Source organism: Vibrio sp. 1562 (assembly GCF_033340155.1).
Classification (GTDB): Bacteria; Pseudomonadota; Gammaproteobacteria; order Enterobacterales; family Vibrionaceae; genus Vibrio; species Vibrio alginolyticus.
Genome location: NZ_JAWOVY010000011.1, coordinates 89,659 through 105,078, shown reverse-complemented (window position 1 = coordinate 105,078; position 15,420 = coordinate 89,659). Strand labels below are relative to the sequence as shown.

The window sequence follows — 15,420 nt, the reverse complement described above, 5'->3', positions numbered from 1 at the left end:
CGGTGGTTGAAAAAATCTGGTTTGAAAACCATCCAATAAAATACCTCTTGTGGCCGCTTTTGTGGCCACTGAGTTTATTATTTGGAACGATAAGCAAGTCAAAGCGAAAGCAATACCAAACTGGCCGCAAGCAAGCTTATAATGCGCCAATACCTGTTGTTGTGGTTGGCAATATCACTGCTGGTGGCAATGGTAAAACACCAGTTGTTGTGTGGCTTGTTGAGCAACTACAGCAAATGGGCTTTAAGCCGGGGGTTGTTTCTCGTGGTTATGGGGCAAAGGCTCCTGCCTATCCGTTAGTGCTAAAAGAAGATACGCCAGCGAAGCATTGTGGCGATGAACCTAAGTTGATTCATCGCCGTACAGGAGCACCTGTTGCGGTAGATCCTGTGCGTTCAAATGCAGTGAAAGCACTGCTAGATTTGGATGTGGATATCATAATTACGGATGATGGATTACAACATTATGCGTTAGGCCGTGATATTGAGTTAGTGATTGTGGATGGGAATCGCCGGTTTGGGAATGAAAGCCTGATTCCATTAGGTCCTTTACGTGAAGGTATTGAGCGACTTAAAGAAGTCGACTTTATCATCACCAATGGCGGTCAAGCGCATACGGGCGAAATCGCAATGGCTTTAGCACCCTCTAAAGCTATTAATCTTAAGACTAAGCAACATGTGGATGTCTCGGAGTTGAAAGATCTCGTCGCATTTGCGGGCATTGGGCATCCTCCGCGGTTTTTTCATACACTAAACTCGATGAACGCAGATGTTAAAGTCACAAAAGGTTTTGCTGACCATCAAGACTTTGATCAACAAGAATTAGAAGCATTGGCTCAACAAGGGACCAATGTGGTTATGACCGAGAAAGATGCCGTCAAGTGCAGCCATTATGCGCAAGATAATTGGTGGTATCTGCCTGTATCTGCCCAGTTTGAATCAAACGATGCAGAGCAAATTTTAAATAGAATAAAAGAGGTTAAAGCGGCTTATGGATCACCGTCTACTTGAGATTGTAGCTTGCCCTGTTTGCAAAGGTAAGCTGACGTACGATAAAGATAATCAAGAGTTGATCTGCAAATTGGATCGCCTTGCTTACCCGATCAAAGAGGGTATTCCAGTTCTGCTAGAGCCTGAAGCTCGCACTATGAGCATGGATGAGGGACGCTAATGTCTTTTACGGTTGTCATCCCTTCGCGCTACGCATCGAGCCGTTTGCCTGGTAAACCGCTAGCGGATATTGGTGGTAAGCCTATGGTTCAGTGGGTTTATGAACAAGCGCTACAAGCGGGTGCGGAAGATGTCATCGTTGCAACTGATGACGAGCGTGTTGCGAAAGCGGTTTCGTCATTTGGTGGTAAAGTTTGTATGACCTCTCCCCACCACGAATCAGGTACGGAGCGTCTTGCCGAAGTTGTTGAAAAGATGGCTATTCCGTCAGACCACATTATTGTTAATGTGCAAGGGGATGAGCCTTTGATTCCGCCGTCCATCATTCGTCAGGTTGCTGATAACTTATCTGGGTGTGAAGCCCCGATGGCGACGTTAGCTGTAGAAATAGACTCGGAAGAGGAAGTGTTCAACCCGAACGCTGTTAAAGTTGTCGCAGATGAGCAAGGCTATGCGATGTACTTTAGTCGAGCAACCATCCCCTGGGATCGCGATAACTTTGCTAAACAAGACAAAACCATTGCCAACCCATTAATGCGTCATATTGGTATTTATGCTTATCGAGCTGGTTTCATTAATACGTATGTCAACTGGGCACCAAGTGCATTAGAGCAGATTGAGTGTCTTGAGCAACTGCGAGTGCTTTGGTACGGTGAAAAAATTCATGTGGCGGTAGCGAAAGAAGCACCAGCAGCAGGCGTTGATACGCCCGAAGATCTAGAAGCCGTGCGCGCGATTGTTGCAAAGCAAGCGTAACAAATGCTCATATAGATTTAAGAATAAACAAGGCTCCTGAATTAGGAGCCTTTTTGTTTTACTTGTATCGCGGTATTAGTTAAATGTTAGTGTCGTATTGGTTCCGTTTAGGGCAGGTCGCTAACACCTCTCGGTGACCGGTGTCTTTCACTTCTTGGAGAATGACATCAAAGCCCCATAATCGATACACGTGCTTTAGAACTTCTTCGTAACTATCATCAAGTGGGATGCGGTTGTGAGGAACGTACTGCAACGTAAGCGAGCGATCACCACGGACATCGACATTAAACACCTGAATGTTTGGCTCAAGATTAGATAAGTTATACTGAGCAGCTAAGGTTTCTCTAATGCGTTTATAACCCATCTCATCGTGTATCGCAGCGACTTCAATAAAGTTCTTATGATCATCATCGTTTATCGCAAACAGCTTGAAATCACGCATTAATTTCGGAGAAAGGTATTGGCTAATAAAGCTTTCATCTTTGAAATTATGCATCGCGAAATGCACTGCATCTAACCAGTCGGTTCCTGCCAAGTCTGGAAACCACTCTTTGTCCTCATCAGTTGGTTCTTCACAGATACGCTTAATATCTCGGAACATGGCAAAGCCTAACGCGTAGGGGTTAATGCCATTAAAGTAAGGACTGTTATAAGGCGGCTGAGCCACGACACTGGTGTGGCTATGTAAGAACTCTAGAATGAACTTTTCAGACACCAAGCCCTCATCATAAAGATGGTTGAGTATGGTGTAGTGCCAGAACGTTGCCCAGCCTTCATTCATGACTTGCGTTTGTTTTTGCGGATAAAAATACTGACTGATCTTACGGACGATCCGAACAACTTCACGCTGCCACGGCTCTAGCAACGGCGCATGTTTTTCGAAGAAGTAGAGCAAGTTTTCCTGAGGCTCGCTTGGGAATCGCTCTTTAATGTCTTCCTCTTTCGTCTTGGCTGTCGGTACGGTGCGCCAAAGCTCATTAACTTGAGATTGTAGGTATGCTTCGCGTTCTTCTTGTCTTGCTTTTTCCTCTGTAATTGAGATTTTCTCTGGACGCTTGTAGCGGTCTACACCAAAGTTCATTAACGCGTGACAAGAGTCGAGCAGCTTTTCCACTTCTTTTACGCCATATCGTTCTTCACATTCGGCTAAGTACTTTTTGGCGAACAGCAGATAGTCGATAATAGAACTGGCGTCAGTCCACGTTTGGAATAGGTAGTTACCTTTGAAAAAAGAGTTATGGCCGTAACACGCGTGCGCTATCACGAGTGCTTGCATTGTTACCGTATTTTCTTCCATCAAATAAGCAATACAAGGGTCGGAGTTAATCACAATCTCGTAGGCTAACCCCATTTGACCATGTTTATAGTTCTGCTCTGTTTGAATGAATTTTTTACCAAATGACCAGTGGTTGTAATTGATTGGCATGCCGATACTTGAGTAGGCATCCATCATCTGTTCTGAAGTAATCACTTCTATTTGGTTAGGGTAAGTGTCTAGGCGATAATGCTCCGCGACACGCTTAATTTCTTTGTGGTATCGCTCTAACAGCTCAAATGTCCAATCTGGTCCATCTGGCAACGCTTTACTGTTACGCTTCTTAGGCGCCTCTCCTGAGAGGTTTCTCGTTGCGGTATTCATCGCTAGCCTCCTTACGCCGTTTCTTTTTGGAATAGTTCACGAAAGACTGGGAAAATATCCTCCACAGAGCGAATGTTTTTCATTGCGAAATTAGGAAACTCTTCAGTGAGTTTTTCGTACTCATGCCATAGAGTTTGGTGCGATCGCCGCGTGATCTCTATGTAAGAGTAATACTGACAGTTTGGAAGTAATTTGTTCACTAACAGATCCCGGCACCTTGGCGAATCATCTGCCCAGTTGTCACCGTCGGATGCTTGAGCTGCATATATGTTCCACTGACCAATCGGGTATCGCTCTTTTACTATTTCATCCATTAACTTGAGCGCGCTAGATACAATGGTACCCCCGGTTTCTTGTGAGTAGAAAAATTCGTGCTCGTCCACTTCCTTCGCTTGGGTATGGTGGCGGATAAAGACGACTTCGACATTCTCGTAGGTACGAGTTAAGAACAAGTACAAAAGAACATAGAAGCGTTTTGCGATGTCTTTCGTTGCCTGGTCCATCGAACCGGATACGTCCATTAGACAGAACATTACCGCTTGGCTCGATGGTACCGGGCGTTTCTCATAGTTCTTGAAGCGTAAGTCGAAGGTATCGATGAACGGCACGCTTTCGATTTTCTTGCGCAGTTCTTCAATTTCAGCCTTCAAGCGGTTCTCTTCAAACTGCTGAGCAGGTTCAATATTTTTGATGCGAGCAAGTTCGTCTTCTAACTCTTTAAGAAGTCGTTTCTTACCAGCAGTCATTGCAGTACGGCGCGCAAGAGATTGTTGCAGAGAGCGTACTACGGCGATATTGGAAGGGATACCGGCAGTTTGAAAGCCTGCACGGTGCGTTTTCCATTCTGTGATTTTGGCAATTTGGTTTTTTTCTAGATTAGGCAGCTCGAGATCTTCGAACAAAATATCGAGGTACTCATCTTTTGATATTTGGAATACAAATTCGTCTTGGCCTTCTCCATCTGGACTGGCGTTCCCTTCTCCAGAGCCGCTACCTTGACCGCCACCTTTGGGACGCTCAATTTTATCACCAGTAATGAATTGGTCGTTACCGGGATGAACTCGTTCTCGAACACCACCTTTGCCTTGATGAAATATAGGCTCATTGATGTCTTTGTGAGGGATAGAGACGTCTTCGCCCGTTTCCGTATTCGTAATCGAGCGTCGATTCACTGCGTCTGCTACCGACTCTTTTATTTGCTCTTTGTGGCGCTTCAAGAAGCGCTGTCGATTAACAGCGCTCTTGTTCTTGCCATTGAGCCTTCGGTCTATAAATTGCGCCATGAAATAGCCCTCTTCATGTTTCACAAGCGACCTAACTCAATACTGGGTTAGGATGACTTACGTACTCGTAGGTACCACTCAGAAAGTAGGCGAACCTGTTTCTCGGTATAGCCTTTTTCCATCATGCGAGCGACAAAGTCGTCATGCTTCTTCTGATCTTCAGAAGAGGTTTTCGCATTAAATGAGATAACCGGAAGTAGCTCTTCGGTATTGGAGAACATTTTCTTCTCGATTACTGTGCGCAGTTTTTCGTAGCTGGTCCAAACCGGGTTTTGACCATTGTTATTCGCTTTCGCACGAAGCACAAAGTTAACGATTTCGTTTCGGAAATCTTTCGGGTTAGAAATACCAGCTGTTTTTTCGATCTTCTCTAGCTCAGCATTCAGTGAAGAGCGATCAAATAGCTGACCAGTTTCTGGATCTCGGTACTCTTGGTCTTGAATCCAGAAGTCTGCATAGGTGACATATCGGTCGAAGATGTTTTGGCCGTATTCAGAGTAAGACTCAAGATAAGCGGTCTGAATCTCTTTACCGATAAATTCAACGTATCGAGGTACTAGGTAGCCTTTCAAGAACTCGAGATATTTCTCTGCTGTTTCAGCAGGGAACTGTTCGCGCTCAACCTGTTGTTCAATCACATAGAATAGATGTACAGGGTTGGCTGCCACTTCGGTTTGGTCGAAGTTAAATACGCGTGACAAAATCTTAAAGGCAAAACGTGTTGAGAGACCGTTCATGCCTTCATCGACACCAGCATAATCACGATACTCTTGATAGCTTTTTGCCTTTGGATCCGTATCTTTCAGCGTTTCACCGTCGTATACGCGCATCTTAGAGAAGATGGACGAGTTTTCAGGCTCTTTAAGTCGAGAAAGAATACTGAATTGTGCCAGAGTCTCGAGCGTGCTTGGTGAACAAGGGGCTTGAGACAACTCACTGTTTTCGAGAAGTTTTTGGTAGATTTTGACTTCTTCTGAAACACGTAGACAGTAAGGTACTTTCACAATATAAACACGGTCCAAGAACGCTTCATTGTTCTTGTTGTTACGGAAGGTCTGCCACTCAGATTCGTTTGAGTGAGCCAGAATCATACCGTCGAATGGAATCGCAGAAAGGCCTTCTGTACCGTTGAAGTTGCCTTCTTGCGTTGCTGTTAACAGCGGGTGAAGCACTTTGATTGGTGCTTTGAACATCTCAACGAATTCCATTAAACCTTGGTTTGCTTTACACAGCGCACCGGAGTAGCTGTAAGCGTCTGGATCGTCTTGCGAATAGTGTTCAAGCTTACGAATATCGACTTTACCAACCAATGATGAGATATCTTGGTTGTTTTCATCGCCTGGTTCAGTTTTGGCAATACCGATTTGGTCAAGGATAGAAGGGCGTACTTTCACTACTTTAAATTTGGTGATATCACCACCAAACTCGTGAAGACGTTTAGCGGCCCAAGGAGACATGATCGAGCGAAGATAACGGTGCTCGATGCCATATTCTTTTTTCAAAATATCGCCATCTTCTGTGGCTTTGAATAGGCAGAATGGATGGTCATTCACTGGGCTGCGTTCGCCGTTAGCAGTAAGAACATAAATAGGCATCTGTTCCATCAGAGCCTTAAGCTTTTCTGCAAGCGAAGACTTACCGCCACCTACAGGGCCGAGTAAGTAAAGAATCTGCTTACGCTCTTCTAGGCCTTGCGCCGCATGTTTTAGGTAAGACACAATTTGTTCTATGGCATCTTCCATGCCATAAAAGTCTTTAAAGGTTTCATAACGAGAGATAACACGATTCGAGAAGATTCGGCTTAGTCTCGGATCCTTTGCCGTATCGATTATCTCTGGTTCACCAATCGCCATCAGTAGGCGTTCTGCTGCATTAGCATAAGCGCTTTTGTCATCTTTACACAGGGCTAAAAACTCCTGTAACGACATCTCTTCATCTTTTGCAGCTTCATATCTTGATTGATAGTGGTCGAAAATACTCATGTCGCTTTCCCCTTTAATAGTCAGTCTACCGACGAACGTTGATTCAGGCTTTCCACCAACAGTTATGCTCGTTGTTGTTTGAATATACGTCCTGTTATCACATTTGGTTCGTACAGAATGTAAGATTGGCGACACCAAAGACTTTGCTTTATGGACGGTTTTTTCGTTACAACGGTGAGCGGTGGATATGAATTTTTCAATCACAGCCTTTCTCTACTTAAGCCTAGTCGGGGATTTGCAATTTTGCTTAACAATTATGAATTTATTGTAAAAGTGACATTTGAATCACTCTTTTATTAAGGACGAATTTATGTCGTGAATAGGTGCAATAGAAATCAAATATTTGGCAAAGACAGAAGAGTCTCAGTGATTCGTTGTTCTACATTGAGCAAGGTAAGTGAAAGAGGTAGGAAGAGAGCAAAATCTTAGATAAGTTTGTGACAGGGTAAATAACAAGGAGAGTGGGCGCTCTCCTCATTCTTAGACGACCATTTTATGCGCTGAAGATTTGCGCTAGTTCGTTTTCACATAAATGATACTGACGAGGGCAGTTACGCCAAGTTTGCAGCATACGGCGGTATTTATCTAGCATCGGCATTTGGCTGTTAAAGTGATGATCTGCCTTGTCAAACTGAGGGTACAAACCTTCAGAATCGATGAGAAAACGTACGTAATGTACTTGTTGCGCTTCTGAAGCGATATCAAATCCCAAGAACTTCAAGCGGCGCTGATCTACGTTGCTGCGGTCTTCATCGTCTAGCATGTTGTAAGATTCTTGCATCGCATGATACATCTCCATAACGTCGATGATCTCACGACATTCTGCTTCTGAGAGGCAGCCGAAATCTTTGTTCAACTCTCGCATTTGTAGTTCATAACCACGTTCAACGATCGTTTGTAAGCGTTTGTATTTGGCCGCATTACTTGGATCAAGTTGAGACATAAGGTTGTATTGGTTTGATAGAATCAAACGTTGAGCGTTTGACATTTCCATGGTGACCTCACTAGATATCTAATACATTTTTAATGTGCTTAGGTTAACGCTTAAGACATGAGTGAAACATGATCTCAACACATATTTAATACTAAAAAATGGCAAGAACTGTCACTTTTGACCAGTTTGAAAACACTTATTTATGGTAATGATTGTATATGTAGTCTCGGTCTGAAAATACTCTCAGCCACTCTGGCTTGAATACGGTTAAAACCGCCAGTGCCATACCATTTAATAGACCTTCTGGAAAGGCGAGCAACGGCACAAAAACAAAGTAGTTATGTTGAATGGTTTCCCAATCGTAGTGACCAACTGATAGGTGATAAAAAGAGTTAATGATGAGGTGCAGACTTCCTGTTATCGCGCCATTGAAAAATCCAGCAACGAAGATGAAAACAAAAATGTTTCGTGGCAAGTAGTGGTAACTCAGAAGAAACACTAAGTAACTAATGAAAATCGGAATTAGGGCAGATAGAACTAACGACGTGGGTAAGAGTAGCAAGGACACATCATGTAGTAGGTGGTTGACCAACATAGCGGGAATGCTGAGTATAAATGCCATGCGCCAACCATACATCATCGTCAGCGTTGTTAGTGCAAGAAAATGAATCTGTAATCCTTCTTTTACACCTGCTTGAGCGGCCCATAAAATACTGAAAAAGAAGAGCGTTGCAAAAACGAGGTGCTGAAATCCTTTTTCTTTTTCCAGTTTGGGCCAAACGACTTTTTTCCAATCTGGTAGGCAGTAGACTACTACTATCCAAATTGAGACAACAAGAGAGCCTAAGTTAAACAAATCCATGTTACTTCCTTCCTATGCGAACATGACGCAATCATTTCTATCGTTCTTTTTATACCTAAATGACCGCAGAGAAACTCACTGATAAGGCTTAGATATAATCAAAAAAATACCAGCAATAAGCTGGTATTTTAAAGAGGTTAGTCTTGCGGTTCACTTAGTATTTTACGTTATCGTTGTATTGAGTAAGAATGGATTGAATTTCATCCATGGTTTCTTTCGGTGGCGGGTTTACGCCTTCGAGTGGGTATTCTAAGCCTAACGCTTCCCACTTATGAGCCCCTAATTTGTGGTAAGGAAGTAACTCGACCTTTTCGATGTTATCCATGTCTTTAATAAATTCACCAAGCATGTGTGCTGCTTCTGGGTCATCTGTGTAACCAGGCACGACGACATAGCGAATCCATGTTTTCTTTCCGATTTTTTGCAAGTAACGAGCAAAGTCCAATGTGCGTCGGTTGGATACACCGATGAGATCTTGGTGCACTTCGTCTTTCATGTGTTTGATGTCAAGCATGACTAAGTCTGTTGCATCCAGTACTTCATCGATAACATCAGTGTGCTTACGAACATAACCGTTAGTATCTAGACATGTATGAATGCCTTCGGCTTTAGCAGCGCGGAAAAAATCACGTACGAATTCCGGTTGAAGCATCGCTTCGCCGCCAGAACAAGTAACGCCACCACCTGATGCATTCATGAAGTGGCGGTAACTTTTCGCTTCGGAAATGATTTCTTCAACCGTGACTTCTTTGCCATCATGCGTGTCCCAAGTATCGCGGTTATGGCAATACTTACAGCGCATTAAACAACCTTGCAAGAAGACGATAAATCGAATACCAGGTCCGTCTACGGTACCACATGACTCAAATGAGTGAATACGACCAGCTGTTGACATCTTTTGCTCTCATTACTAGTAAATTCTAGCTGTTATTTTATTACAAAAAGCAGGGTTAAAACAGCTTTGTCGGTACTAAAGGCAAGGTTATTTGAAGAAAGAAAATAGATGGAGCCAATCTACATAAACGCTTGAACACGAGGTGGTTAATACCTACCCCGAGAACTTGCCGTGTATCTAGATTGGCTTCGATACTGGGATAATCCAGTTTTTAGAAAAAGGCAAACACGGAGAACGAGCCTGTCCCATAAACATCGGTTTGGGCTTCTTCATAATCCGGTGTTTTAATCGTAAAGGTGATGCTTGCACCGTAATTTTGGTTGTACCAAGATACCCCCGCGACGGCACTTGCTTGCCAATTTTGCAGTGTGACGTCGTATGGCGCTGACGGTTCAGGAATGCCAGGACGATCTCCTTCGATAGTCATGTCATTAAAGCGGTAACGACCTTCAAACCCGGTGAACAAGAACCAACTCGACGTGTTCTGAGCGATCATACTTGCTGAGAAAGGGCTTTCGACACTGATATTGGCTGCTCCGATGCTATTCGCTAGGTTTGTACCCCAACGAAACATGACGCCTTGAGAGACATCACTACGGAAGTTACCCGCATTGATGTCGTTAATGTTGGTGATCTCCCATTGTGTTTTTTGTTCTTCGCTGCGCATCAATTTGTTAAATACGCGGTAACCAAGGCTGAACGCAACTTTATCTTCAATCTGGTAATCCCAACCTTGAGGGTCCGTCGATCCTGTTATGCCGTGAACGATTTCTTGCGCCTTTTCTGATAGCGAACTTTCACCCGTAGCTCCTATGGTGAAATTGTACCGTACAGCTTTGTCACTCGTTAGGGAAAGGTAGTTGATTTCGGTGTGTAGGTAACCGGCATATGGGCGATCATTGATTAGTGGATAATCGGCTTCAATGTCGCTTGGAGTCCACATTTTGTGGCCAAGAACCAACTCTATTTTATCGATATTGGCGTGCTCTGAGTTAGCTAGACTCAGCCATTTCCATTGGCTTTCTTGTGTCAGTTGGTCTGTCGCGTAAGAAAGGAAAACACCATTCGTATAGTCTTGATCGACGCCAAAAATACCATCGTTGTCGATGGTAAAAGAAACCGTAGACTTAGTGGATGCTATTGCAACTGGAGAAAGAAGGGTAAGAATAATTAATTTACTAAATCTCATAGACTTTATTTGCTAACTTTTTTCGCATCATACGTAAGAATGCGGGCAAAAGTCTTTCGCGATATCACAACTTTCATTCAAGAAATAAAAAAAGGCTGATGCTACTTAGCATCAGCCTTTGTTGTATTAATAGAACGTTATTTCGCTATAGTCTTATAGAGACTCAGTGAATGTACGCGCGATTACGTCAGCTTGTTGCTCTGCAGTTAGAGAGTTGAAGCGAACAGCGTAACCAGATACACGGATTGTTAGCTGAGGGTATTTCTCTGGGTGCTTAACTGCGTCTTCTAGAGTTTCACGGTTAAGAACGTTCACGTTGAGGTGTTGACCACCTTCGATACCCGCTTCGTGGTGGAAGTAACCATCCATCAGACCAGCAAGGTTAGCGCGTTGTGAGCCCTCATCTTTACCTAGTGCGTTAGGTACGATAGAGAATGTGTAAGAGATACCATCTTGTGCGTCAGCAAACGGCAGTTTAGCAACTGAAGTTAGTGATGCTACAGCACCTTTCTCGTCACGACCGTGCATTGGGTTTGCACCTGGAGCAAATGGAGCACCAGCACGACGACCGTCAGGCGTGTTACCAGTTTTCTTACCGTAAACCACGTTTGAAGTGATAGTAAGAATTGACTGAGTAGGGATTGCATCACGGTAAGTCTTAAGCTTACGGATTTTGCCCATAAATACAGAAACAAGTTCACATGCAATATCATCAACGCGTGGATCGTTGTTACCGAATTTAGGGTAATCGCCTTCGATTTCGAAGTCGATTGCTAGACCGTCTTCGTCACGAATTGGCTTAACTTTTGCGTATTTAATTGCAGATAGTGAGTCAGCTGCAACAGATAGACCAGCAATACCACAAGCCATAGTACGTTTAACGTCACGGTCGTGTAGAGCCATTAGTGCCGCTTCGTAGCTGTACTTATCGTGCATGAAGTGGATAGCGTTTAGTGCAGTCACATATTGTTTCGCTAGCCAATCCATGAAGTGGTCCATTTTCTCCCACAGTTCATCGTAGTTAAGAACATCGCCTTCGATCTTAGGCATTTGCGGGCCAACTTGGATTTTTAGCTTCTCATCCACACCACCGTTGATGGTGTAAAGCATTGTTTTCGCAAGGTTCGCACGAGCACCGAAGAACTGCATTTGCTTACCAACAACCATTGGAGATACACAACATGCGATCGCGTAGTCGTCAGAGTTCATGTCTGGACGCATTAAGTCGTCATTTTCGTACTGAATAGAAGAAGTATCGATAGATACTTTCGCACAGAACTTCTTGAAGCCTTCAGGTAGTTGCTCAGACCAAAGAACAGTGATGTTTGGCTCTGGAGAAGGACCCATAGTGTATAGTGAGTTTAGGAAACGGAAGTTTGTACGAGTAACTAGCGTACGACCGTCAAGACCCATACCACCCATAGACTCAGTTGCCCAGATAGGGTCGCCAGAGAATAGGTCATCGTACTCAGGAGTACGTAGGAAACGAACCATACGTAGTTTCATTACGAAGTGGTCGATCATTTCCTGAGCTTGTTCTTCAGTTAGCTTACCAGCCGCGATATCACGTTCGATGAAGATGTCTAGGAACGTAGAAGTACGACCTAGAGACATAGCCGCACCGTTTTGAGATTTAACAGCAGCTAGGTAACCGAAGTAAGTCCACTGAATAGCTTCTTGCGCAGTTTCAGCAGGACGAGAAATATCACAACCGTATTTTGCAGCCATTTCTTTGATTTGACCTAGAGCACGGTGTTGCTCTGCGATCTCTTCACGAAGCTGCATTGTCATTTGTAGGTCTTCGCCGTTCTCAAAACGCTCTTGTAGAGAAGAGAACTGCGCGAATTTATCCTTCATTAGGAAGTCAATACCGTATAGAGCAACACGACGGTAGTCACCGATGATACGACCACGACCGTATGCATCTGGAAGACCAGTCAGTACGCCAGATTTACGACACGCCATGATTTGAGGAGTGTAGATATCGAAAACGCCTTGGTTGTGAGTTTTACGGTATTCTGTGTAGATTTTTTTAACTTGTGGGTCTAGCTCGCGGTCGTAGGCTTTGCATGAACCTTCAACCATGCGGATACCACCGTTAGGGATGATCGCACGTTTTAGAGGAGCGTCAGTTTGAAGACCTACGATAGTTTCTAGGTCTTTTTCGATGTAGCCTGCATCGTGAGCAGTGATGGTAGAGATAACTGAAGTATCAAAATCAACAGGAGCGTGAGTCGCGTTCTCTTGTTTGATGCCTTCCATTACCTTAGCCCAAAGCTTGTTAGTCGCTTCAGTACCTTCAGAAACTAGGAAAGATTCGTCGCCTTCGTACGGAGTGTAGTTCTTCTGAATGAAATCACGAACGTTTACTTCGTTTTGCCAGTCGCCTGCAGCAAAACCTTCCCAAGCTTTAGCAAATTGCTCTGCCATGACATACCTACCTTTTTAGTAGAAAAAAATACGTACTGCTTCGCCGTTGAGCCAGCTATCCCCAGATAAAAGAGGGGAACAGTACACTCTTATGAATAACAATATTTATAGTCTTAAATTTACGTATTCGATTTACAAAACTATAAATATTGTCACTAGTTTTAACGTTTCTCTTTTTAAGCAACAGTTAGAGGTTAAACTAAAATTTTTTTGCAAACCTTAAACTAAATCAATAAATCCTCAAAAATCTCGATAAAAATGGGGTAGCGACGAGCGCTACCCACAAATTTCTGGACTGCTAGCTTATAGCCAAGCTTGGATGCCATACTGGCCTTCAAGCATACCAACTGCAAGCATAGCAACTAAACAGATAACAAGTACGCTTACTGGGATCACAATCTTGTCTACAAATGATAGGCGAGACGCGCGCTCTTTATCTCCAATTAAACCGTTGTTATCTAAAAGCATAGTTAGTGCCCAAGCTAGAACTGGGTTAACAACGGCAGAACCAAAGATACAGATACCTGCTGCTTGTGAGTCTTTCGAGTCCTTCACCATCTGCATGCCAGCTTCAAGCAGTGGTAGAGATACACCAACGAGAAGAGCAACGCGCATAACTGGAGGCCATACTGCAACGTCCATAGGAAAACCAAGGATTGCAACAATAATACATAGAGAGCCTAGTAAGATGGCGCCAGCAGGAATAGGGCGTTTCGCGATTGCAGCAGGGATCATGTAAGTCCCCCAAGATGATGTGATGTTACCGCCACCCACTGCAGTACCGACCATTTGGCGAACGGAACACATTGTCATTGTGTCATCAACGTCCATCAGCACTTTCTCACTCTTACGTGGGTAGTTCATCTCTTGGAAGATACGGTGACCCAAGAAGTCAGGTGACCACATTGCTACCGCAAGAATGGCGAATGGTAGTGAAGCGATGAAGTGTTCCATATTAGGAAGACCAAGCATCCAACCTTCTTCTGTTGAACCCCACCAGTAGATTGGATTTAGGTTTGGAAGGCCTGTCTCGGTTACGAATTTAATATCGAAGCCTGCGCCAAGAGCAAGTGCGATTGCAAGCCCAGTGAAGGCACAAACAGGGATCGCTAGCCAGCGTTTGTTCACTTTAGCAAGGAACGCGTATAAGCCAATGGTAACCGCAAGAACAATTAGACCGATGTAACCCATGCTACCAGCGGCAACCGTATCGGATTGCAAACCAACAGCCCAAGCTTGAATAGAGTTAATTTGGCTCATGGTTCCGGTTAAACCTAGGAAAATAAGAAGGCCACCAGCCGTACCTTCAGAGGTGAGGTTAACCAGTTTTGACCCACCTTTTAAGAGGCTCAAAATCAAACCAAACACACCAATGAGAATTGCTAATGCAAGAGGATGAGCACCAGCAAGAGCGATGGTACCAATAAGAGGGATCATTGGGCCGTGGTTGCCTGCTAGGTTGGCTTTAGGGTTAATAAAACCAGAGGCAAGTACACAGAAAAGAAGTGCAGGGATGAGCATTTCTACACGCGCAACTTCGATAGCAAAGTCCTTGCCTAAGTTTACGTGGTCCCATGCTGCAGTAAGACCTTCAGCCCAAGACATCATTACCGCAGAGTACATTGCGATAATACCGATAGTACCAGCAAGCGCTGGAACAAGGTCTTCAAGCTCAAAGCGGAAGTCACGACCTGGCAAGTTCAAGCCAAAACGACGTGGCTTCATAATTTGTAGTTCGTGGTCTAGGTAGTCTGAACGGCTTGCGAACTCAGATGCTGGACGATGAAGCTCACGGTAGCTCTTGGTCTCGATATCTGAATCAGAGTGCGTTTTGTTAACTGCGTCTGACATAGATTCCTCATATATTTAAAAGTTATGAATTCTTCATTCAATTGTGTTAATCCGCATCCTGCGGCACGCTTATGCTAGCTATTGTTAGATTTGTTACACGTCGACACTGTGCCTAAGCATAGCTAATAACTTATTGTGTTGAGGCACAAAAAAAGCCTCATCTTTTGGCAGGAGTCTAGCAAGATAGCCATTTAGGGTGATTGATTTAGATCACTTTAAGAATGGTTGTGAAATAAAACTACAGAAAGTTTCTGGCATGCGAATGAGATGCGGAGATCTTGTGTAATTTCATTACACAAGTTGCATAAAATTAGAACTTTTTGTCCTTTTGCACGAGATGCAGATTAAATGTCAATATTCACGATGATTATATAAAGCTGGCTTTATTCTTGCTTTGGACAGAGCAAAGACAATTTTTTGGCTAATCATT

12 protein-coding genes are annotated in these 15,420 nt (G+C 43.8%); 3 read left to right on the top strand and 9 right to left on the bottom strand.

Annotated elements, in window-relative coordinates; genetic code table 11:
• The first annotated feature begins 2 nt into the window (after nt 1-2).
• The 3 genes from lpxK to kdsB are packed head-to-tail and all read left to right on the top strand — an operon-like array spanning nt 3 to nt 1,925.
• Nucleotides 3-1,010, top strand: coding sequence for a tetraacyldisaccharide 4'-kinase (gene lpxK, locus R7Z49_RS13570; protein WP_186584397.1), 1,008 nt, complete (start codon nt 3-5; stop codon nt 1,008-1,010).
• Nucleotides 991-1,170 (top strand): Trm112 family protein, encoded by a 180-nt coding sequence (locus R7Z49_RS13565; protein ID WP_005378451.1) that lies wholly within the window; start codon nt 991-993, stop codon nt 1,168-1,170. Before lpxK ends, R7Z49_RS13565 begins: the two co-directional genes overlap by 20 nt.
• Entirely contained in the window at nt 1,170-1,925 is a 756-nt protein-coding gene (gene kdsB, locus R7Z49_RS13560) for a 3-deoxy-manno-octulosonate cytidylyltransferase (protein WP_053349434.1), read from the top strand. The genes R7Z49_RS13565 and kdsB overlap by 1 nt, the downstream gene beginning before the upstream one ends.
• 79 nt (nt 1,926-2,004) lie before the next feature.
• Here kdsB and R7Z49_RS13555 read toward each other — a convergent pair whose 3' ends face one another.
• The 9 genes from R7Z49_RS13555 to R7Z49_RS13515 form a co-directional block, all read right to left on the bottom strand.
• Nucleotides 2,005-3,564 carry a SpoVR family protein gene (locus R7Z49_RS13555; RefSeq protein ID WP_318111743.1) on the bottom strand — a complete coding sequence of 520 codons (1,560 nt, stop codon included), beginning with the start codon at nt 3,562-3,564 and terminating at the stop codon, nt 2,005-2,007.
• 11 nt (nt 3,565-3,575) lie between these two features.
• On the bottom strand, nt 3,576-4,847 hold the full coding sequence (locus R7Z49_RS13550) for a YeaH/YhbH family protein (RefSeq protein ID WP_005378448.1): 1,272 nt from the start codon (nt 4,845-4,847) through the stop codon (nt 3,576-3,578).
• A gap of 47 nt (nt 4,848-4,894) precedes the next feature.
• A complete protein-coding gene (locus R7Z49_RS13545) occupies nt 4,895-6,829 on the bottom strand; it encodes a PrkA family serine protein kinase (protein WP_005378447.1) in 1,935 nt (644 codons plus the stop codon).
• A gap of 493 nt (nt 6,830-7,322) precedes the next feature.
• A complete protein-coding gene (locus tag R7Z49_RS13540) occupies nt 7,323-7,823 on the bottom strand; it encodes a YfbU family protein (protein WP_005378446.1) in 501 nt (166 codons plus the stop codon).
• Nucleotides 7,824-7,959: 136 nt separating this feature from the next.
• Nucleotides 7,960-8,625 (bottom strand): energy-coupling factor ABC transporter permease, encoded by a 666-nt coding sequence (locus R7Z49_RS13535; protein WP_104978939.1) that lies wholly within the window; start codon nt 8,623-8,625, stop codon nt 7,960-7,962.
• 154 nt (nt 8,626-8,779) lie between these two features.
• Nucleotides 8,780-9,520 carry a pyruvate formate lyase 1-activating protein gene (gene pflA, locus R7Z49_RS13530; protein WP_238958900.1) on the bottom strand — a complete coding sequence of 247 codons (741 nt, stop codon included), beginning with the start codon at nt 9,518-9,520 and terminating at the stop codon, nt 8,780-8,782.
• A 211-nt stretch (nt 9,521-9,731) separates the two neighbouring features.
• Entirely contained in the window at nt 9,732-10,709 is a 978-nt protein-coding gene (locus R7Z49_RS13525) for a lipid A deacylase LpxR family protein (protein WP_005387855.1), read from the bottom strand.
• 153 nt (nt 10,710-10,862) lie between these two features.
• Entirely contained in the window at nt 10,863-13,139 is a 2,277-nt protein-coding gene (pflB, locus tag R7Z49_RS13520) for a formate C-acetyltransferase (protein ID WP_005378442.1), read from the bottom strand.
• 303 nt (nt 13,140-13,442) lie between these two features.
• Nucleotides 13,443-14,990, bottom strand: a complete 1,548-nt coding sequence (locus tag R7Z49_RS13515) for a DUF3360 family protein (protein ID WP_005378441.1) — start codon at nt 14,988-14,990, stop codon at nt 13,443-13,445.
• Between the last annotated feature and the right edge of the window lie 430 nt (nt 14,991-15,420).

Bases quoted from the DNA above. Each gene is read 5' to 3' on its own strand.
- R7Z49_RS13565 (WP_005378451.1), top strand. From the start codon at position 991: ATGGATCACCGTCTACTTGAGATTGTAGCTTGCCCTGTTTGCAAAGGT.
- kdsB (WP_053349434.1), top strand. From the start codon at position 1,170: ATGTCTTTTACGGTTGTCATCCCTTCGCGCTACGCATCGAGCCGTTTG.
- R7Z49_RS13555 (WP_318111743.1), bottom strand. From the start codon at position 3,564: ATGAATACCGCAACGAGAAACCTCTCAGGAGAGGCGCCTAAGAAGCGT.
- R7Z49_RS13550 (WP_005378448.1), bottom strand. From the start codon at position 4,847: ATGGCGCAATTTATAGACCGAAGGCTCAATGGCAAGAACAAGAGCGCT.
- R7Z49_RS13545 (WP_005378447.1), bottom strand. From the start codon at position 6,829: ATGAGTATTTTCGACCACTATCAATCAAGATATGAAGCTGCAAAAGAT.
- R7Z49_RS13540 (WP_005378446.1), bottom strand. From the start codon at position 7,823: ATGGAAATGTCAAACGCTCAACGTTTGATTCTATCAAACCAATACAAC.
- R7Z49_RS13535 (WP_104978939.1), bottom strand. From the start codon at position 8,625: ATGGATTTGTTTAACTTAGGCTCTCTTGTTGTCTCAATTTGGATAGTA.
- pflA (WP_238958900.1), bottom strand. From the start codon at position 9,520: ATGTCAACAGCTGGTCGTATTCACTCATTTGAGTCATGTGGTACCGTA.
- R7Z49_RS13525 (WP_005387855.1), bottom strand. From the start codon at position 10,709: ATGAGATTTAGTAAATTAATTATTCTTACCCTTCTTTCTCCAGTTGCA.
- pflB (WP_005378442.1), bottom strand. From the start codon at position 13,139: ATGGCAGAGCAATTTGCTAAAGCTTGGGAAGGTTTTGCTGCAGGCGAC.
- R7Z49_RS13515 (WP_005378441.1), bottom strand. From the start codon at position 14,990: ATGTCAGACGCAGTTAACAAAACGCACTCTGATTCAGATATCGAGACC.